At 67.2% G+C, this 18,732-nt stretch carries 23 protein-coding genes and 1 pseudogene; 21 read left to right on the forward strand and 3 right to left on the reverse strand.

Annotation, left to right across the window (positions count from 1 at the left end):
- The first annotated feature begins 9 nt into the window (after positions 1-9).
- The 13 genes and pseudogenes from P73_RS09550 to P73_RS09610 all read left to right on the forward strand — a co-directional run bounded on the left by P73_RS09550 (position 10) and on the right by P73_RS09610 (position 9,980).
- On the forward strand, positions 10-372 hold the full coding sequence (locus tag P73_RS09550) for a hypothetical protein (protein ID WP_052453134.1): 363 nt from the start codon (positions 10-12) through the stop codon (positions 370-372).
- A complete protein-coding gene (locus P73_RS09555) occupies positions 372-1,316 on the forward strand; it encodes a PD-(D/E)XK nuclease family protein (RefSeq protein ID WP_043869391.1) in 945 nt (314 codons plus the stop codon). The genes P73_RS09550 and P73_RS09555 overlap by 1 nt, the downstream gene beginning before the upstream one ends.
- On the forward strand, positions 1,310-3,046 hold the full coding sequence (locus tag P73_RS09560; RefSeq protein ID WP_074743387.1) for a DEAD/DEAH box helicase: 1,737 nt from the start codon (positions 1,310-1,312) through the stop codon (positions 3,044-3,046). The genes P73_RS09555 and P73_RS09560 overlap by 7 nt, the downstream gene beginning before the upstream one ends.
- Positions 3,043-3,267, forward strand: a complete 225-nt coding sequence (locus P73_RS09565) for a DUF6511 domain-containing protein (RefSeq protein ID WP_043869392.1) — start codon at positions 3,043-3,045, stop codon at positions 3,265-3,267. The genes P73_RS09560 and P73_RS09565 overlap by 4 nt, the downstream gene beginning before the upstream one ends.
- Positions 3,267-4,952, forward strand: a complete 1,686-nt coding sequence (locus P73_RS09570) for a PriCT-2 domain-containing protein (RefSeq protein WP_043869393.1) — start codon at positions 3,267-3,269, stop codon at positions 4,950-4,952. The genes P73_RS09565 and P73_RS09570 overlap by 1 nt, the downstream gene beginning before the upstream one ends.
- Positions 4,953-4,990: 38 nt before the next feature.
- The gene (locus tag P73_RS09575; protein WP_043869394.1) at positions 4,991-5,539 is read left to right on the forward strand and encodes a YfjI family protein; all 549 of its coding nucleotides are present in this window, start codon (positions 4,991-4,993) and stop codon (positions 5,537-5,539) included.
- A gap of 390 nt (positions 5,540-5,929) precedes the next feature.
- Positions 5,930-6,418, forward strand: a complete 489-nt coding sequence (locus P73_RS09580) for a crossover junction endodeoxyribonuclease RuvC (RefSeq protein WP_043869395.1) — start codon at positions 5,930-5,932, stop codon at positions 6,416-6,418.
- Entirely contained in the window at positions 6,415-6,612 is a 198-nt protein-coding gene (locus tag P73_RS09585; RefSeq protein WP_043869396.1) for a hypothetical protein, read from the forward strand. Before P73_RS09580 ends, P73_RS09585 begins: the two co-directional genes overlap by 4 nt.
- Positions 6,605-6,991: a DUF6362 family protein gene (locus P73_RS09590; protein WP_043869397.1), complete on the forward strand. Its 387-nt coding sequence runs from the start codon at positions 6,605-6,607 to the stop codon at positions 6,989-6,991. The genes P73_RS09585 and P73_RS09590 overlap by 8 nt, the downstream gene beginning before the upstream one ends.
- A gap of 370 nt (positions 6,992-7,361) precedes the next feature.
- Positions 7,362-8,588: a DNA modification methylase gene (locus P73_RS09595; RefSeq protein ID WP_043869398.1), complete on the forward strand. Its 1,227-nt coding sequence runs from the start codon at positions 7,362-7,364 to the stop codon at positions 8,586-8,588.
- Positions 8,589-8,591: 3 nt separating this feature from the next.
- Positions 8,592-9,071 (forward strand): annotated as a pseudogene (locus tag P73_RS26425) (DNA cytosine methyltransferase); the annotation flags it as partial.
- Positions 9,072-9,276: 205 nt separating this feature from the next.
- Complete coding sequence (locus tag P73_RS26430; RefSeq protein ID WP_043869425.1) at positions 9,277-9,759, forward strand: hypothetical protein; 483 nt, start codon at positions 9,277-9,279, stop codon at positions 9,757-9,759.
- Positions 9,756-9,980: a DUF7220 family protein gene (locus P73_RS09610; RefSeq protein WP_043869399.1), complete on the forward strand. Its 225-nt coding sequence runs from the start codon at positions 9,756-9,758 to the stop codon at positions 9,978-9,980. Before P73_RS26430 ends, P73_RS09610 begins: the two co-directional genes overlap by 4 nt.
- A 53-nt stretch (positions 9,981-10,033) precedes the next feature.
- Here P73_RS09610 and P73_RS09615 read toward each other — a convergent pair whose 3' ends face one another.
- The 3 genes from P73_RS09615 to P73_RS25950 form a co-directional block, all read right to left on the reverse strand.
- The gene (locus tag P73_RS09615; RefSeq protein ID WP_043869400.1) at positions 10,034-10,546 is read right to left on the reverse strand and encodes a DUF3489 domain-containing protein; all 513 of its coding nucleotides are present in this window, start codon (positions 10,544-10,546) and stop codon (positions 10,034-10,036) included.
- A 93-nt stretch (positions 10,547-10,639) separates the two neighbouring features.
- Entirely contained in the window at positions 10,640-10,891 is a 252-nt protein-coding gene (locus tag P73_RS09620) for a hypothetical protein (RefSeq protein WP_043869401.1), read from the reverse strand.
- A gap of 9 nt (positions 10,892-10,900) precedes the next feature.
- On the reverse strand, positions 10,901-11,083 hold the full coding sequence (locus tag P73_RS25950; protein ID WP_043869402.1) for a hypothetical protein: 183 nt from the start codon (positions 11,081-11,083) through the stop codon (positions 10,901-10,903).
- 115 nt (positions 11,084-11,198) lie between these two features.
- Here P73_RS25950 and P73_RS26700 point away from each other — a divergent pair, with 115 nt between their 5' ends.
- The 8 genes from P73_RS26700 (at position 11,199) to P73_RS09665 (ending at position 18,727) form a co-directional block, all read left to right on the forward strand.
- A complete protein-coding gene (locus tag P73_RS26700) occupies positions 11,199-11,795 on the forward strand; it encodes a terminase small subunit, Nu1 (RefSeq protein ID WP_043869403.1) in 597 nt (198 codons plus the stop codon).
- The gene (locus P73_RS09635) at positions 11,728-13,623 is read left to right on the forward strand and encodes a phage terminase large subunit family protein (RefSeq protein WP_338032922.1); all 1,896 of its coding nucleotides are present in this window, start codon (positions 11,728-11,730) and stop codon (positions 13,621-13,623) included. Before P73_RS26700 ends, P73_RS09635 begins: the two co-directional genes overlap by 68 nt.
- Complete coding sequence (locus P73_RS09640; protein ID WP_245629255.1) at positions 13,614-13,835, forward strand: phage head-tail joining protein; 222 nt, start codon at positions 13,614-13,616, stop codon at positions 13,833-13,835. The genes P73_RS09635 and P73_RS09640 overlap by 10 nt, the downstream gene beginning before the upstream one ends.
- A complete protein-coding gene (locus P73_RS09645; protein WP_245629256.1) occupies positions 13,832-15,355 on the forward strand; it encodes a phage portal protein in 1,524 nt (507 codons plus the stop codon). Before P73_RS09640 ends, P73_RS09645 begins: the two co-directional genes overlap by 4 nt.
- Positions 15,356-15,359: 4 nt before the next feature.
- The gene (locus tag P73_RS09650) at positions 15,360-17,375 is read left to right on the forward strand and encodes a prohead protease/major capsid protein fusion protein (RefSeq protein ID WP_043869406.1); all 2,016 of its coding nucleotides are present in this window, start codon (positions 15,360-15,362) and stop codon (positions 17,373-17,375) included.
- 76 nt (positions 17,376-17,451) lie between these two features.
- A complete protein-coding gene (locus tag P73_RS09655; protein ID WP_043869407.1) occupies positions 17,452-17,787 on the forward strand; it encodes a DUF2190 family protein in 336 nt (111 codons plus the stop codon).
- Entirely contained in the window at positions 17,787-18,098 is a 312-nt protein-coding gene (locus P73_RS09660) for a head-tail joining protein (RefSeq protein WP_043869408.1), read from the forward strand. Before P73_RS09655 ends, P73_RS09660 begins: the two co-directional genes overlap by 1 nt.
- Positions 18,095-18,727: a DUF6441 family protein gene (locus tag P73_RS09665; RefSeq protein ID WP_043869409.1), complete on the forward strand. Its 633-nt coding sequence runs from the start codon at positions 18,095-18,097 to the stop codon at positions 18,725-18,727. Before P73_RS09660 ends, P73_RS09665 begins: the two co-directional genes overlap by 4 nt.
- Positions 18,728-18,732: the final 5 nt, after the last annotated feature.

The raw sequence follows: 18,732 nt of genomic DNA on the forward strand, positions 1-18,732 counted from the left end.
GAAATTCCCATGACTGACATGACCAACGCGGCCCCCGTGGCCGTGAACAACCCCGGCTTGCCTGAAAACCAGCGGCGGCTGATCGAGCTCGACGATGCCATCGCCAAGATCCGCACGCAGATCGCGACGGCCGATCTGGCCCGCCAGCGCGGCCAGAAGCCCATCGATCCGGACTGGTTCCACCGGGCCCGTACGGCCCTGCGCCACCTCTGCCGCGAGCGGGCGGAACTCTTGGCCCAAGGCACCGGCCGCCGTCGTCGCGAAAAGCTCAAGGACGCGCTGATCGGCATCCTGCGTGAACGCCATGACCCCGAGACCTGGGATGGCATTCTGGCCGAGGCTCAGGCCCGCACCGAACGGGAGGGCCTGTGATGGCAGAGCTTCCCGATGCCCCCACGCCGACGCTGACGGCGATCTATGCCGATTACGAGGCCCGCCAGGGCGATGGTTTCCGCGATCACCTCGGAGCGTCGATCATCGGCAAATCCTGCACCCGGGCGCTCTGGTATGATTTCCGCTGGATCACGCCTGCGCGTCATTCCGGCCGCCTGCTGCGCCTTTTCGAGACGGGTCAGCTGGAAGAGGACCGGCTCGTGCGCAACCTGCGTGCCACCGGGGCGACCGTGCTCGAAGTCGATCCCGAGACCGGCCGCCAGTTCCGGGTCGAAGCCCATGGCGGCCATTTCGGCGGCTCGCTCGACGGCGTGGCTCTCGGGCTCCTGGAGGCGCCCAAGACCTGGCATGTGCTGGAATTCAAGACCCACTCGGTCAAAAGCTTCAACGAGTTGACCGCCAAGGGCGTTGTTCTGGCCAAGCCTCAGCATGCCGCACAGATGCAGATCTACATGCACCTGACGGGCATCACGCGCGCCCTCTACGTCGCGGTCTGCAAGAACACCGACGCGCTGCATGTCGAGCGCATCGAGGCCGACCGCGCCATGGCCGAGCGCCTCTTGGAAAAGGCCGGGCGCATCATCTTCGCCCAGCATCCGCCCGCGCGGATGAGCGAGGACCCGGCCTGGTTCGAATGCCGGTTCTGCGATCACCATGCGGCCTGCCATGACGGCGGTGGCGCTGCGGTGACCTGCCGGTCCTGCCTGCATGCGACGCCCGTTGAGGGTGGTTGGCACTGCGCCCGGCACGACCGGATGCTGTCGCCTGCCGAGCAACGCACGGCCTGTGGCCGCCATCTCTTCATCCCCGATCTCATCCCGGGCGAGGTCATCGATGCGGGCGACGATGTCGTCACCTACCGCATGGCCGATGGCTCGACCTGGACCAACGACGCCCGTTCCCCGGAGGCCGTGCCATGCTGACCCTGCGCCCCTATCAACAGGCCGCGATCACCGCGATCTACGGCTATTTCCAGACTCACACCGGCAATCCGCTGGTGGTCATTCCGACCGCGGGCGGCAAGTCGCTGGTCATGGCGTCCTTCATCGAGAGTGTGCTGAAGGCCTGGCCCGATCAGCGCATCCTGATCGTGACCCATGTCCGCGAGCTGATCGCCCAGAACCATGCCGAGATGATCGGCCTCTGGCCCGATGCGCCCTCGGGCATCTATTCGGCGGGCCTCGGCAAGCGCGAGGCGCAGGCGCGGATCCTCTTCGCCGGTATCCAGTCGATCCACCGCCGCGCGGGTGAGATCGGCCATACCGATCTGGTGCTGATCGACGAGGCGCATCTGATCCCCGGCAAGTCGAGCACGATGTATCGGCGCTTCCTCGACGCGCTGAAGGCGATCAACCCGGCGCTCAAGGTGATCGGGCTGACCGCCACGCCGTTCCGTCTCGATTGCGGGATGCTGCACGAGGGGCAGAATGCGCTCTTCACCGACATCGCCTATGAGGCCCCGGTCCGCGAGCTGATAGATGCGGGGTATCTGAGCCCCCTGGTCTCGAAACAGCCCGCCACCCGGCTCGACGTCTCGAAGGTGGGCACCCGCGCAGGCGATTTCATTGCCCGCGATCTGGCGGCGGCGGTCGACCAGGACGCCATCACCCGCGCGGCGGTTACCGAGATCATCGAGCATGGCCGCGACCGGAAGTCCTGGCTGGCCTTCTGCTCGGGCGTCGAGCATGCGCGCCATGTGGCCGAGGAATTCGGCCGCCAGGGCATCAGCTGCCGCACGATCTTCGGTGACACGCCGAAGGACGAGCGCGATGCGATCCTTGCCGCCTTCAAGCGCGGCGAAATCCGGGCGCTGGCCTCGATGGGCGTGCTGACCACCGGCTTCAACGCGCCGGGGGTCGATCTGATCGCGCTCCTGCGTCCCACGCAATCGGCCGGGCTCTATGTACAGATGGTCGGGCGCGGTACCCGCCTCGCGCCGGGCAAGGAAAACTGCCTGGTGCTGGACTTCGCCGGCAATGTCCGTCGCCACGGCCCGATCGACCTGGTGCGGCCCAAGCGCCCCGGTGATGGCGGCGGGGGTGAGGCGCCGACCAAGGTCTGCCCGGATTGCGACAGTATCATCGCGCTCTCGGCTATGGAATGCCCGGATTGCGGCTATGTCTTCCCGGCGCGCGAGGTGAAGATCGCGCCCACGGCCGCCACCCTGCCGGTGCTTTCGCCAAAACAGCAATGGCTTCCGGTCACGGGCGTTTCCTACAGCCGCCACGACAAGGCGGGCGGCCGTCCGTCGCTCAAGGTGACCTATAGCAGCGGCCTTGCCACCTACAGCGAATGGGTCTGCCTCGAGCATCAGGGCTATGCCCGCCAGAAGGCGGCCGAGTGGTGGCGCAAGCGCGCGCCCGGCTGCCCCGTGCCGCTGAGCGTGGCCGAGGCCCTCGCGCAGACGAGCCGCCTTGCGCGCCCCAGCGACATCTCGGTCCGTCCCTCGGGCCGCTATCTTGAGATCTCCGGTTACAGGTTCGCCCCATGCGCCCATCCGACCCCGGCCTCTGCGCCGTCTGCCACCGGGAACCTCGCGGCTTTGGCTGGTCCGAGCCGGGGTTCCGCCGCACCGACCCGCGGCGTGACGCCAGCCGCAAGCGACTCTGCAGCCGTGCCTGTCAGGACCTCTGCCATGGGAGGAAGGGCATGATCGATCCGACCCCGAACGAGACCGAGGCCATGGCCACGGGCGGCCAGATGGGCGGCGAATATCTTGAGAGCATCGGCAAGTCCGACCTTGCGACCCTGTCCGAGGAGGAATGGGCCCGGTTTCTCGACGCGGTCGTCACCGGCTATTGCGACCACCTGCGCGCGCTGGCGGCGAAGGATCGCAACCGGCTCGATGCGATGGCGCCGGAGGTGCCGTTCTGATGGCCGACACGTCCTGGATGGCGCGCTTCGGCGCGCGGCTCGTCACCAATGGCTATGCCATCCTGCCGATCGGCCCGGGCACCAAGAAGTCCGGCCGGTTCCAGCGCGGCGGCTGGGCTGATTACCCCGAATGGAACCGCCATGCGGAACGCCCGACCACGGAGGTCGAAGTCGCGACCTGGGCTGCCTGGCCCGATTGCGGCATCGGCATCGTCGGTGGAGCGGTAGCGGCGGTCGATATCGACATCGCGGCGGACGCCGAACTGGCATTGCAGATCGAGGCGCTGGCCCGGGCGCGCCTCGGCGACACGCCCGCGCTGCGCATCGGCCGCGCCCCGAAGCGTATGCTGGTCTATCGCACGGCCGCACCGTTTCGGGGCATCAAGCGCCATCCTCTCGAGGTGCTCTGCCTCGGGCAGCAGTTTCTGGCCTACGCCGATCACCCCGACACCGGCGCGCCCTATGTCTGGCCCGACGAGGGGCTGGCCGATCTCGATATCACCGACCTTCCGGAAATCACCGAGGAAGCGGCGGCGGCCTTTCTGGAGGAAGCCTATGCGATCCTGCCCGAGGCTTTGCGTCAGCGCGGGCTGCGCTCTGCAGCACTGGCCACACTCCTGCGCAACCACGGGCAGATCGGCACATTGCCCGCCATCCGGTCGGCACTCGACTGGCTGCCGAATGACGAGCTCGATTACGACAGCTGGATGCGCATCGGCATGGCGTTGAAAGGTGCGCTTGGTGATGAGGGCGGCGAGGTCTTTGCCACCTGGTCGGCCCAGGCGGCCAAGGATGTGCCCGCGACCACGGCCCGCGCCTGGGCGAGCTTCAAGCCCGACCGGATCGGCGCGGGCACCATTTATCACCTCGCCATGGAACGCGGCTGGCAGCCCGATGCCGCCTTGCGCCTCGATGGCAGTCTCGATCCGGATGGCCCGCATCCGGCCGCCGATCTGCTGGCCCGGCTGGAGGGAAGCGCGCCCACCGTCGCCGACCTGGAAAAGCCGACCTTCAGCCTGGACATCCCCGACGGTCTTGTCGGCGAGCTGACCGGCTACATGCTGGCCACCGCCCGCCGCCCGCAACCGCTTCTGTCGCTCGGGGCCAGTCTCTGCGCCATCGGCGCGCTGATGGGGCGGCGGTATCGCACCACCAGCAACCTTCGCTCGAACCTCTATGTCGTGGGGATTGCTGACAGCGGCTCGGGCAAGAACCACGCCCGAGAGATCATCAACGAGGTCTTCTTCGAGGCGGGTCTCGCCCACCATCTCGGCGGCAACAAGATCGCCTCCGGCGCCGGGCTCTTGACTGCGCTTCATCGGCAGCCCGCGATCCTGTTCCAGATCGACGAATTCGGGATGTTCCTGTCGGCCGCTGCCGACCGCAAGCGCAGCCCGCGCCACATCACCGAGATCCTCGACAACATGACCGAACTCTTCACGGCAGCGGGCGGGATCTTCCTCGGGGCGGAATATGCGAACCGCGACGGCACCAATGAGCGGCGCGACATCAACCAGCCCTGCCTTTGCGTCTATGGCACCACGACGCCGCTGCATTTCTGGGGCGCGCTGCAGGGGGCAAACGTGGTCGATGGCTCGCTCGCGCGCTTTCTGATCCTGCCGAGGATGAAGACTATCCGGACGAGAACCTCGCCGTCGGCATCCGGCAAGCCCCGCCCGCGCTGATCCAGGCGCTCCAGCTGGTCGCCAAAGGCGGCGGGGCCGTGAAGGGCAACCTGACCGGCAAGACCGCCGATCATAACGCCGCCGTGAATCCGATGACCGTGCCGATGTCGGATGCGGCACGCGTCCGGTTTGCCGGTCTCAGCGACGCCCTGACCGAAGAGCTGCGGGCGGCGGCCGGCACCGCCTTTACCGCCATTCTCGCCCGCATCGGAGAGAATGCGTTGAAGCTCGCGCTGATCGTCGCTGTCGGGCGCGATCCGGTGCGCCCTGAGATCGACATTACCGCTGCGGACTGGGCCATCGGTTTCGTGCGCCATTACGCGCGGCGCACCATGGAAGCGGTCGAGCGCCATGTGGCGGATACCGAAACCGAGGCGCATCTGAAGCGTCTGAAGGAAATCGTCCGCGCCGCCGGGCCCAAGGGGATCACCAAATCCGACATCACCCGCGCCTCCCAATGGCTGAAATCGCGCGACCGCGACGAAATTTTGCTGACGCTGATCGAGAGCGGCGACATCACCACCGGCATGCGCGGCTCCTCGACCAAGCAGGCCATGGTCTACCGGATGGCGCGGTGGGGCGGGTGACCGGAGATCCTTCAATCCGCCTGAAACGGCCCTTGAAGCCGAAATGCCGACAAGCAGCCGAAACGAAAAGGAAAAACCGGATCCTTCAAATCCTTCAATCTTTCAAGAGGACCCCTTTCCCCTATACGCGTGCACGCGCGTTCTCAAAGAGAGAGACAGGTACCTATTGAAATATTGAATAATTGAAAGATTATATATTACATATACAGGACAACCACTTAGGGGCGGAAATCCTTCAAGACGCCCCTCTGAAGGTTCTGAAGGATTTGCCGGGCGGCCCAGCTGCCCAGCCCATGAACTGACCAGACCACCCTTCGGGGCCTGGCGAGACCGCAGCCTTCACCGGCCAGCCCGCTCGCCTCGCTCACAAACGCGAAGAGGAGGTCTCTCATGACCCAATCCAACGAACACCCGCGCTGCATCCTGGCGCTCGATCTCGGCACCACGACCGGTTGGGCGCTGCGCAGCCACGACGGGCTGATCACCAGCGGCACCGCCAGCTTCCGGCCCGGGCGCTATGACGGCGGTGGCATGCGCTATCTGCGCTTCACCAACTGGCTGACCGAGCTGGACCGACTGTCGGGGCCCATCGCAGCCATCTGGTTCGAGGAGGTCCGCCGCCATGCCGGAACCGACGCGGCCCATGTCTATGGCGGGCTGATGGCCTCGCTCACCAGCTGGGGCGAGCTGCGGGGCATCCCCTACGAGGGCGTGCCGGTGGGCACGATCAAGCGCCACGCCACCGGCAAGGGCAACGCGCCCAAGCAGGCCATGATCGATGCGGCCCGCGCGAAGGGTTTCAGCCCCGAAGACGACAACGAGGCCGATGCCATCGCCATCCTGCTCTGGGCCCTCGACGCCCGTGGATGTGCGGCATGAGGTTCCATCCCAAGGGCTATGGCGGCCAGCGCCGGTCGCCCGATGAGGTGAAGCGCGACGGCTGGCGCGAACAGGGCGTGCTGGCCGTCAGCGTGGATGACCAGCGCCTGACCTGGCCCGAGCGCGAACTCGTCGAACAGTTGGGCACGCGGCTCTATGGTCCGCGCCCGGTCGAGGATCTGCGCCATGGCTGAGCACATCTGGACCGCCGAGGACGTAGCCGATCATTTCGAGGAGGCGTTCCGAACCCTGCGCAAGCTGCCACCCGTGAAGGTGCAGGGCTATTTCAACGCCTGGCCGCAGGTCATCCGCACCGAGCGCGAGATCCTCGCCATGGAGCCCGAACCGATGCGGGTCTGGCCCTCGGCCGCCGCGATCTCGCGGCTCGAACAGACCTTCGATTGGGTGCTCTGGCTCGGCGAGAGTGAACGCCGCCTGATCTGGTGGCGCGCTGCCCGTCGTCCGTGGAAGCAGATCACCCATGAGCTGGGCGTCGACCGCAGCACCGCATGGCGGCAGCACAAGCTCGCACTCACCAAGATCGCCGCGCGGCTGAATGCTGCGGCTGCATGAAGTGTTGCAACACTTTGGTCTTCGACAGCTGCAACATATCCATGCTATCTGAAGGATATGATGGGGAGAGTACGTCGGAAGACGGCTCTCCCCGTTTCCATTCGCGCGGACCGGCAACAGCAGGGCCGACGCGATGCGCATTTCCCTGAAATCGGCGGGTCCTTCCCGGCGTCCACCCTATGCGGGCGGGCGAAGCGCGAGGGTTTTCCAGTGACGCCCCTGAAAATAGCCGTTTCGTTTCGCTTGGGCCCACGCGGCAACGAGCGAAGGGCCTGACGGCCCGACACCCCATGCCTGAACCGAAACGGCCCTGCGGTGGCATTTCGGTTCACGCCCCCATTTCGCCGCCCGGCTCCCCAAGGACATCCCCATGGACGTCGTCGACCTGCCGCTCGAGCAGATCATTCCCTATGCGCGCAACCCCCGGCGCAACGAGCAGGCCATCGCCACCGTCGCGGCCTCGATCCAGGAGTTCGGCTGGCGACAGCCCATCGTAGTGGACGAGGCGATGGTCGTTCTGGCCGGGCACACCCGGCTGGAGGCTGCGCGCAAGCTCGGCTTCAAGACCGCGCCGGTGCATGTCGCCAAAGGGCTGACCGTGTCCCAGGCCCGCGCCTTCCGGATCATGGACAACCGTTCCGGCGAGAATGCCGAATGGGACAAGGACCTCTTGAACCTCGAACTGGCAGACCTGCTGGAGGCGGATTTCGATCTTGGCCTGACCGGTTTCACCGAAGACGAGGTGAACGCGCTGATGTCGAGCCTCGATGCGGGCACCGGTCCGCAGGAGGGCGAAGACGAGATCCCGGAAACACCGGAGGAGCCGATCAGCCGTCCCGGCGATCTCTGGCTTCTCGGAAACCACCGCCTCCTTTGCGGCGACAGCACGGTCGCCACGGATGTCGAGCGGCTGCTCGGCCCTGTGAAGCCGTTGCTGATGGTCACCGATCCGCCCTACGGAGTGGAATACGACCCGGGCTGGCGTAACCAGGTGGGGGCGGCCAAGACCAAGCGCACTGGCAAGGTGTTGAACGACGACCGCGCCGACTGGCGTGATGCCTGGGCACTGTTCCCGGGCGATGTCGCCTATGTCTGGCACGGCGCGCTGCACGCGGCGACCGTGGCGGAAAGCCTCGAAGTCGCTGGCTTCACCATCCGGTCCCAGATCATCTGGGCCAAGGAGCGGCTGGTTCTGAGCCGGGGCGATTATCACTGGCAGCACGAGCCCGCCTGGTATGCCGTCCGAAAGTCCGGCAAGGGCCATTGGGCGGGCGACCGCAAGCAGACGACGCTCTGGCACATCTCGGGCAAGGACCAGGACGAAAAGACCGTCCACGGCACCCAGAAGCCCGTGGAATGCATGCGCCGGCCGATCCTCAACAATTCGAGCCCGGGTCAGGCGATCTACGAGCCCTTCATGGGGTCAGGCACCACGCTGATCGCAGCCGAGACCACGGGCCGCGTCTGCCTCGGCATCGAACTGAACCCGGCTTACGTCGATGTAGCCGTCCAGCGCTGGCAGAAATTCACCGGGAAGCAGGCCGTCCTCGACGGGGATGGAACGCCCTACGACGACCTCAAGACCAAAGACCGCTGAGGGATGGATGACCTGGCTTTACCTTCCGCAGGCCTCTTCGGCCTATCGCTCTGCTCCGGTGCCGGTGGCATTGATCTCGGGCTCACCATCGCCTTGTCCGGATATCAAACTGTGGGCCATGTCGAACGGGAAACCTTCGCCGCAGCCACTCTCGTGGCGCGGATGGAAGACGCGGCCCTGGATCACGCGCCTGTCTGGGACGATGTTGCCAGTTTCGACGGCCGCCCATGGCGCGGCGCGGTGGACATCGTCACTGCGGGCTATCCGTGCCAGCCGTTCTCCGTCGCGGGCAAGCGTCGGGGCGCGGACGACCCGCGCCACCTCTGGCCGCATGTCGCCCGCATCATCGGCGAGGTCGAACCGCCCTTCGTCTTCCTCGAGAATGTCGCCCATCATCTCCGCCTCGGCTTCCCCGAAGTCGCCAGCGGACTGGTCGGCATGGGCTACCGCCTTGCGGCAGGCCTCTTCACGGCGGCGGAAGTCGGCGCGCCCCACAAGCGCGAGCGTCTGTTCATCCTCGCCATCCGCGAAGACGACGAGCTGGCCGACCCCGCGCGCCTGCTCTGGGACCCGGTCGAGTGGCGGGAACCGGCCGGAACTGCTGCGCTTGTGGCCGACGCCGAGGGCCAGTGCGAACGAGAACCGGCAGACGAAACTCACGCCATCGCAGGCAGCGGGGCAGCACGGGATGAACCTCGCGACGACGGCCGCGCTCTGGCCGACACCGCAGACCGACAGCTTTCGGAGCCGGGGCGGCGAGCGGCGCGACGAGAAAGGTCTGGACCGGATGGCACGGGATTGGCCGACGCCGATGGCAACGGACGGAAACAAGCCGAGCGCCGGCAACCGCCGGACGGCGGACCTCACTCATGCCAGTCAGATGTGGATGACGCCGACGGCGCGGGATCACAAGGATGGTGCGACGACGCTGGCGAATACGCCCGTGAACGGCCTGCTTGGCCGCCAGGTCCTGGTGACGCCGATGGCTGGGCGCGATACCTCCGAGCCGCGCCGGACCTTGAACCCGCTGTTCGTCGAGGCGCTGATGGGCTGGCCCACCGGGTGGACCGGCTTCGCCTCTGTGGCAACGGCGTGGTCCCCTTGGTTGCAGCGCATGCGCTGCGAACTCTCGCGGCTGAACTGCTGGCCGATGAATGAGGCAGCGGCATGAAGCAGACCCGCTTCATGTCGCTGGTCGAGTCCGTCGCCAACGTGATCGTCGGCTACGGCGTCGCGGTCGTGACGCAGATCCTGATCTTTCCGATCTTCGGGTTGCACACGACGCTGGCGCAGAACCTGAAGATGGGCGTGGTCTTCACCGTGGTCAGCATCGCGCGGTCCTTCGCCCTCCGTAGGGTGTTCGAGGCGATCCGGATGCGGAGCGCCAAATGATCGACCGCCGCCCCGGCGGGACGGCGGCCATCGACTTCTCGGGGTCCTGCGCGTCAGGCGGCGGGGAGCTTGTACACCCGCCCGCGCCCCTCAACCTTCTCCGAGGTCACCTCGAGCCCGAGCTTCTTCTTCAGCGCCCCGGCCATCGCGCCGCGCACCGTATGCGACTGCCAGCCCGTCGCGGCCATGATCTCCTCGATGGTCGCGCCGTTCGGCGCGCGCAGCATGGCGATCAGAGTGGCCTGCTTGGTGCCCTCGCGCGGCGTGCGCGTCTTGGGCGCGGGTTCGGGGGCGGCGGAGGTGTTCGCTTCGATGCCGATGGCGGCAAGGCCTGCGTCGGTGGCAACCAACGTGGTGCCATGGCCGTCGCCGGTCTGACGCCAGACAGGTTCGCCCTCGCGCATGTTCGCATCGACCTCTTCGAGCAAACCCTTCGCAAGCATCGCGCCGACCACCTTGGCGGCAGCGCCGCCCCGCAGGCTCTCGGGCAGCGGCAGGGCGATGTGCTCGGGCCGCTGGGCGGCGGCGCTGAGGATGATGGCTTGGGTGGCGGAAAGCTGGGTCATGGGGTCGTCTCCGTATTCGGGTCGCGGCCGTCGCGATCCTTCTACGACCCCAAGCCGCGCCCGCGCGCGGCAGAGGTCCGGAGATTCCGGAGGTCAGTCTGCGAATTCGCCTTCGCCGAACGCGCTGTCGGTGATGCGCTTCAACAGGCTCGCGTAGTGTTCGAGGGTGCCGACGTGGCCCCAATTGATCTCGTCGGGAAGGGCGTCGAAGTGGTCATCACTCAGCCTCTGCAGGCGGGCGAGCATCGTGTCGATCTCGGCCTTCTTTTCAATGAAGGCCGCCAGCGCGACTTCTTGGTTCCGGCGGGCCTTTTCGGCGCGGAGTTGGTGGCGGTCGGTCATCATCCTGCCCCCTCAGTTCTTCTGCTCGATCATCGCGAGGATCGCGCAGGCCATGCCGCCCAGAAACTCGCCGCGCCGGAAGACGATCTCGTCGATCTCGGTCGCGCGAGTGATGGCGGGATCGACCTGAAGGTCGGCGGCCATGTGCGGAAGCAGGCGGGCGGCTTCAAGGTTGTAGCGTTCGGCGAGGGTCATGGCAGGCTCCGTGGGGTGCATCGTTTTCGTAGGATCAGCTTCGCTCTGCCGGGGCTCACCATCCAGTATAATCGCAGCAATTACATGGCTTTAATCGGAGCGCGCGGATCATCTCATGTCGTCAGCCACGCAACCCATCGGCGTGATCGCGCGGCTCCTCGATCTATCCGAGCGCCGGGTCCAGCAGCTGAGCCGCGAGGGTGTGATCCCGAAGGCCGAGCGCGGCCAATATGACCTGATCGGCTCGGTGCGCGGCTATGTCCGCTACCTGCGCGAACAGGCATCGAAGGCGCAGGCCGGTGCGCCGGATTACGCGGCCGAGCGGGCGCGCTTCATTCGGGCGCGGGCTGATCTTGCCGAGATGGAGGCCGAGGAAAAGCGTGGCGCGCTGATCGCGGCAGAAGAGATCGAGGCCGCCTGGATCGCCGTTCTGGCACTTCTGCGCACCCGCTTGCTCGCGCTGCCGGACCGGCTGGCGCCGCAGGTTTTTGAACAATCAACCGTCGGAGACACCCGGAATCTGATCCGAATGACCATCCGCGAGGTGCTCGATGATCTCGCGCAGCCAGATGTCCAACTCGAAGCCATCGCTGACATTGACGGGCTCGCCGATCCTGAAGCGGACGGTGGAGACGGCGCTGAAGGTGCTGCGCCCGCCGCCGGAACTGACGATCAGCGATTGGGCGGACCAGAACCGACGGCTGAGCTCTGAGGCCAGCGCCGAACCCGGGCAATGGCGCACGAGCCGGGCTGAATATCAGCGCGGGATCATGGAGGCGATCTCGGACGCCTCGACCGAGACGGTGGTCATCATGTCCTCCGCCCAGGTCGGCAAGACCGAGGTGCTGAACAACGCCTGCGGCTATCACATCGATCAGGATCCCGCGCCGATCATGGTGGTGATGCCGACCGAGCGCGACGCGGAAACCTGGTCGAAGGACCGCTTCTCGCCGATGGCCCGCGACACGCCCTGTTTGCAGGGCAAGATCGCCGATCCGCGCTCGCGCGACGGCAACAACAAGATCCTGCACAAGCGCTTTCCGGGCGGGCATCTGACCATCGTGGGTGCGAACGCACCCTCGGGTCTGGCCAGCCGCCCGATCCGCCTGCTGCTTTGCGACGAGGTGGACCGCTACCCGTTCAGCGCGGGCGCCGAGGGTGATCCGGTCAACCTCGCCCGGAAACGCACGGTGACTTTCTGGAACCGCAAGATCGTGCTGGTCTCGACGCCCACGAACAAGGGCACCAGCCGGATTGAGGCAGCCTTCGAAGAAAGCGACCAGCGCCGGTTCTGGGTGCCATGCCCGGACTGCGGGGCGGAACAGCTGCTGACCTGGACACAGGTGCGCTGGAGCAAGGGGCCCGAGGGCGACCACCGGCCCGAAACGGCGCGCTACCACTGCGCCGATTGCGATGCGGCTTGGCGGGACGAGACCCGCTGGGCGGCCGTCTCAAAAGGACATTGGGTGGCGGAGCAGCCCTTCGCGGGCGTGGCGGGCTTCCACCTGAACGAGATCTACTCGCCCTGGGTCAGACTGGAGGCGATGGTGCGGGCCTTCCTCTCGGCCCGCTCCGGCGGGGACGAGACGATGAAGACCTTCGTTAATACGTCTCTGGGCGAGACCTGGGTCGAGACCGGGGAAGCCCCCGACTGGCAGCGGCTCTACGACCGGCGCGAGGCTTGGAAACCGGGCACGGTGCCTGCCGGCGGGCTGTTCCTGACCGCCGGGGCCGATGTGCAGAAGGACCGGATCGAGGTCGATGTCTGGGCCTGGGGCCGCGGGTTGGAAAGCTGGCTCGTCGATCACGTCGTGATCGAGGGCGGGCCGGACCGGCATGACGCATGGTCGGAGCTGACCGCGCTGCTGGACAAGTCTTGGCCACATGAACGCGGCGCGCATCTGCGCATCGCCCGGCTCGCCATCGATACGGGCTACGAGGCCCCGGCGGTCTATTCCTGGTCGCGGGCGCAAGGCTTCGCACAGGTCGCACCCGTGAAGGGCGTTGAGGGGTTCAACCGCTCGAGCCCGGTGGCGGGGCCGACGTTTGTCGATGCGACCGAGGGAGGCAAACGTCTGCGGCGCGGAGCTCGACTCTGGACCGTGGCTGTCTCAACCTTCAAAGCCGAGACCTACCGCTTCCTGCGGCTGGCGCGCCCCACCGAGGAAGAACGCGCCGAGGGCGCGGCCTTTCCGCCCGGCACGATCCACCTGCCGACATGGGTCGAAAGCGAGTGGCTGAAGCAGGTCGTGGCCGAACAGCTGGTGACCGTCCGCACCAAGCGCGGCTTCGCGAAACTCGAATGGCAGAAACTCCGTGAACGCAACGAGGCGCTGGATTGCAGGGTCTATGCCCGCGCCGCCGCCTGGATCGCGGGCGCGGACCGCTGGCCCGACGAGAAATGGCGTGACCTCGAGGATCAGCTCGGGGCTGCGCCTTACGGTGACACCGATCCCGCCGGTCAAATTCACCGGCCCGGACAGGCCCCACAGGGCAAGCGCCGCTCCGACTGGCTTGGGCGGCGGGAAGGATGGTTTTGAAGATGACCGACTGGACGGAAACCGAGCTCTCGGCGCTGCGCCGGGCCTATGCCAGCGGCACGACCCGGGTCAGCTATGACGGCAAGTCAGTCGACTACGGCTCGGCCGAAGACCTGCTGGCCCGCGTCCGCACCATCGAACGCGCCATCGCTGGGACCGCACGGCCGCTGCCTGTGGCCGGGCTCGCGGGCTTCTCGCGCGGAGACCGATGATGTCGGCCAACTGGTTCGACTGGGCCATTGCCTCCGTCGCCCCTCGGGCCGCCGCGAGGCGCGTGCTGGCCCGTAAGGCCTTCGATACCCTCACACGGGGCTATGACGGGGCCGCGCGCGGGAGGCGGACGGAGGGCTGGCGGGCACCGGGATCCTCCGCCGATACCGAGATCGGCGTCGCGGGAGCGCTCTTGCGCGACCGGATGCGCGATCTGGTGCGAAACAACCCGCATGCGGCCAAGGCCGTGGCGGTGCTGGTGAACAACATCATCGGCGCAGGCATCATGCCGCGCGCCGCCAGCGGCGACGACAAGCTCGACCGGAGGGTCGATGCGCTGTTCGAACGCTGGACAGCCGACTGCGATGCCGACGGTCAGCTCGACTTCTACGGTCTGCAGACGCTGATCTGCCGCGAGATGGTCGAGGCGGGTGAGGTGCTGGTGCGCCGCCGCCTGCGGCGTGCGAGCGACGGCCTTCCGGTGCCGCTGCAATTGCAGGTGCTGGAGGCCGACTTCCTCGACGCCACGAAATCCGGCGTCCTTGGCGCGGGACGCCTCGTCCAGGGGATCGAGTTCGACCCGGTCGGCAAGCGTCGGGCCTACTGGCTGCACGCTGAGCATCCGGGCGACGCCTATGGCGCCTTGCAGAACGGTCTGCAGAGCCGCCCGGTCCCTGCGAGCGAGATCGCCCATGTCTACGAGAAGCAGCGCACGCAGGCGCGCGGCGTTCCCTGGGGCGCGCCGGTGATCCGGTCTTTGCGGGACCTCGACGACTATGAAGTGGCCGAACTGGTCCGAAAGAAGACCGAGGCCTGCGTCACCGCCATCGTCTTTGGCGACGACGAGGCGCAGCAGGGCATCGCGCCCTCGGTGGTCGATGCCGACGGGAACCGGGTCGAGCAGTTCGAGCCCGGCCTGATCGCCTATGCCCGCGGCGGCAAGGACATCCGGTTCAACCAGCCCTCGGCCACCGGCGGATACGGCGAGTACAAGCGCGCGAGCCTGCACACGATCTCGGCCGGGTTCCGGGTGCCCTATGAGTTGCTGACCGGGGACCTGTCCCAGGTCAACTACTCCTCGATCCGGGCGGGGCTCGTGGAGTTCCGCCGCCAGATCGACGCCTTGCAGTGGCAGCTATTCATCCCGATGTTCTGCGCGCCGGTCTGGCGCTGGTTCACGGAAGCCGCTTGGGCGGCGGGCCAAATCCCGACACCCGATGTCCCGGTCGAATGGCAGCCGCCGAAGTTCGAGGCTGTCGATCCGCAGAAGGATGCGATGGCGGACCTTCTGGCGATCCGTTCGGGCACCATGACGCTGGCACAGGCCATCGCCCGGCAGGGCCGCAACCCCGACGCCGTGCTGGCGGAAATCGCCGCGACCAACGCGAAGCTCGACGACCTCGGGCTCGTGCTCGACAGCGATCCGCGCCGCGTTACCAAGACCGGCAGCGCGCAGGCGGGCGACCCGACAGCACCCGCCGATCCGGAAACCACACCGGCGCAGGCCGACCAACAGGACTGACCCCATGGACACAATGATCGAACTGCCGGCCCTGCGCCGGTCGGCGGAGCTTGCGCCAAACAGCGTCGACAACGACGCGCGCACCGTCGAGGTGATCTGGTCGGCAGGCGCCCGCGTTCGCCGCGCCAGCTTCTTCGGCGAACCCTATGACGAGGAGCTGAGCCTCGATCCCGCCCATGTCCGGCTCGAACGGCTGAACGCGGGCGCGCCCTTCCTGAAGGTCCATGAGATCGACACGCTCGACGCCGTCATCGGCTCGGTCGTGCCCGGTTCGGCCCGGATCGAGAACGGTTGCGGCATCGCGCAGGTGCGGATCAGCGAGCGTGCCGACGTCGAGCCGATCTGGCGCGACATCCAGGCCGGGCACATCCGGGCGGTCTCGATCGGCTACCAGGTCCACCGCTTCGACATCTCGAAACCCGATGGCGGGCGAGAGCTTTGGCGGGCGGTCGACTGGACCCCGTTCGAGATCTCGGCCGTGCCGGTCGGCGCCGATCCCGCCGCGGGCTTCCGCGCCAAGGGCGAACATCACGACTGCGTCCTCCATCGCCGGGACGCTGAAACCAGCGAAGGAGCATCCCCCATGACCGACAAGACGACCCCGGCCGCCCCGGCCGACGACACCCCCGACACGGCAGCGACCGAGGAGATCAAAATGCCCGACGACAAGACCGGCGCGGCCGAGACGCGCAGCCAGCCCAAGGCCCCCAAGCCTGAGGCCCCGGATACCGAAGCCATCGCGACCCGTGCCCGCGAGGCCGAGCGCGACCGCGTTTCCACGATCTATGATCTGGCCGGGCGGCTGAACCTCGAGCGCAGCTTCGCCGAGGATCTGGTGAAACGCGGCGTCAGCGTCGACGAGTCCCGCCGCCTGATCCTCGATCAGGTCGCCGCGAAGTCCGACGAGACCCGGACCTTCCCGCATGTCTCCGTGCCCCTCGGCGGCCGCGACGAGCGCATCACCCGTCGCGATGCGGTCGCCAACGCGCTCCTGCACCGCTACAGCCCCACGCTGTTCCCGCTGGAGGATGCGGCCCGCCAATATCGCGGCATGACGCTGCTGGAACTCGCCCGCGAAAGCCTCGGTAACTCCGGGGTCAACACGCGCGGCCTCTCGCGCGACGAGGTGGCAACGCGCGCGCTGCACTCGACCTCGGACTTCCCCGAGATCCTCTCGGCGGTCACCAACAAGACCCTGCGGCAGGCCTATGACGCCTATCCCCGGACCTTCTCGCTCTTCTGCCGCCAGGTGCTGGCTACCGACTTCAAGTCGATGCACCGTGTCCAGCTCGGCGAGGCGCCGCAGCTTCTGGAAGTGGGCGAGAGCGGCGAGTTCAAGCGCGGCTCGCTCGGCGAGAGCAAGGAGAGCTACAAGGTCAAGACCTATGGCCGCGTCGTCGCGATCACCCGCCAGGTGCTGATCAACGACGATCTCGACGCCTTCACGCGTATCCCGGCGATGTACGGCAACTCGATCGCCCAGCTGGAGTCGGACGTGGTCTGGGGCATCATCACCGCCAACCCGGCGATGGCCGACGGGACGGCGCTGTTCCACGCCAACCACAAGAACCTCGCCGGGACCGGCGCGGCGCTGGCCGTCGATGCGGTGGGCGCGGCCCGTGCCGCGATGGCGCTGCAGACCGGGCTCGACAAGAAGACGGTGCTGAACATCCGTCCTGCCTTCCTGATCGTGCCCGCCGCGCTGGAACTGAAGGCTGAGCAGCTGGTCGCGCAGAACCTCGTCCCCGCCGCGACCTCCAGCGTGGTGCCGCAGTCGATCCGGACGCTCTCGCCGATCAGCGAGCCGCGCCTCGATGCCGCCAGCGCCACCGCTTGGTATCTCGCGGCCAGCCCGAACCAGATCGACACCATCGAGTACGCCTATCTCGAGGGGCAGCAGGGCGCCTATATCGAGACGCGCAACGGCTTTGACGTCGACGGCGTCGAGATTAAGTGCCGCCTCGACTTCGGCGCCAAGGCCATCGACTGGCGCGGCCTCTACAAGAACCCGGGCGCGTAAGGCGCACCCATCCTGAACCCTGACACACGGGCGGTCCAATCGGGCCGCCCTTCGTTTTTCCGAGAGGACCCCCATAATGAAAAACTTCGTCCAGCCCGGCAACACCATCACCCTGACCGCGCCATATGCCGTCGCCTCCGGCGATGGCCTGCTCGTCGGTTCCATCTTCGGAGTGGCCGCAGGCACCGCCGCCCTCGGCGAGAGCGTCGAGACCGCGCTCACCGGCATCTTCGACATCACCAAGATCGGCTCGCAGTCCTGGACGGCCGGCGCGAAGATCTACTGGGACGACACCAACAAGCGCACCACCAACGTGGCCACCTCGAACACGCTGATCGGCGTCGCCATCGAGGCAGTCGCGGGCGGGGCCGGAGACACCATCGGTCGGGTGCGGCTCAACGGCAGCTTCTGATGAGCGCTTTCGCCGCCGCCGTTGGCGCGCTATTTGCCGATCCGAACATCGGCCGGGATGCGGTCTACATCGCTGACGGCGGCGCGCCCGTTATGGTGCGCGTCGTCGCCCGGCGCGCGGATGCCGTCACCGACTTCGGCGATGCGCGTCTTTGGTCCGAGACCACGCGGATCGACCTGCGAGTCGCCGAGGTGGCGAACCCGCGCCCCGGCGACCGGATCGAGATCGAGGGCGATGCCTTCCTCATTCAGGGCGAGCCCGTCCGCGACCGCGAGCAGCTCGTCTGGACCGTCGATCTGAGGCCTGCGTGAAACTGAAGCTCGACATCGATCCCGACATTGTCGCGATGATGCAGGCCGAGGTGGCGGCGGGAGAACGTGCCGTGACCGCCGCCATGCGCGAGGCCGGGACCGGGCTGAAGGCCGCGTGGCGCTTGCAGGTCACCGGCGCAGGGCTTGGCACACGGCTCGCCAACACGATCCGCAGCCAGACGTTTCCGAAGTCTTGCGAGAGCCTCGACGCTGCCGCGCTGGTCTGGTCGCAAGCGCCGGTCATCGTCGGCGCCCACGATACCGGGCCGCTGATCCGCTCGAAGAACGGGTTCTGGCTGGCGATCCCGTTGCCTGCGGCGGGAAAGTCCCTGCGCGGCGGCCGGATCACCCCCGGCGAGTGGGAACGGCGACGCAGGTTGCGCCTGCGCTTCGTCTATCGCCGGACGGGCCCGAGCCTGCTGGTGGCCGAAGGACGGCTGAACACCAAAGGCCAAGCGGTCGTGTCGCGATCAAAGACCGGGCGCGGCAAGGTCACCGCGCCGATCTTCCTGCTGGTGCCGCAGGTGAAGCTGCCGAAGCGGCTCGAGCTCGCGCGGGATGCAGACCGGGCGCTGGACAGCGTGCCGGGGCTGATCGTGACGAATTGGGTAGAGGGGCAGCTGACTTGATGGCT

This window comes from Celeribacter indicus (assembly GCF_000819565.1).
Taxonomy (GTDB): Bacteria; Pseudomonadota; Alphaproteobacteria; order Rhodobacterales; family Rhodobacteraceae; genus Celeribacter; species Celeribacter indicus.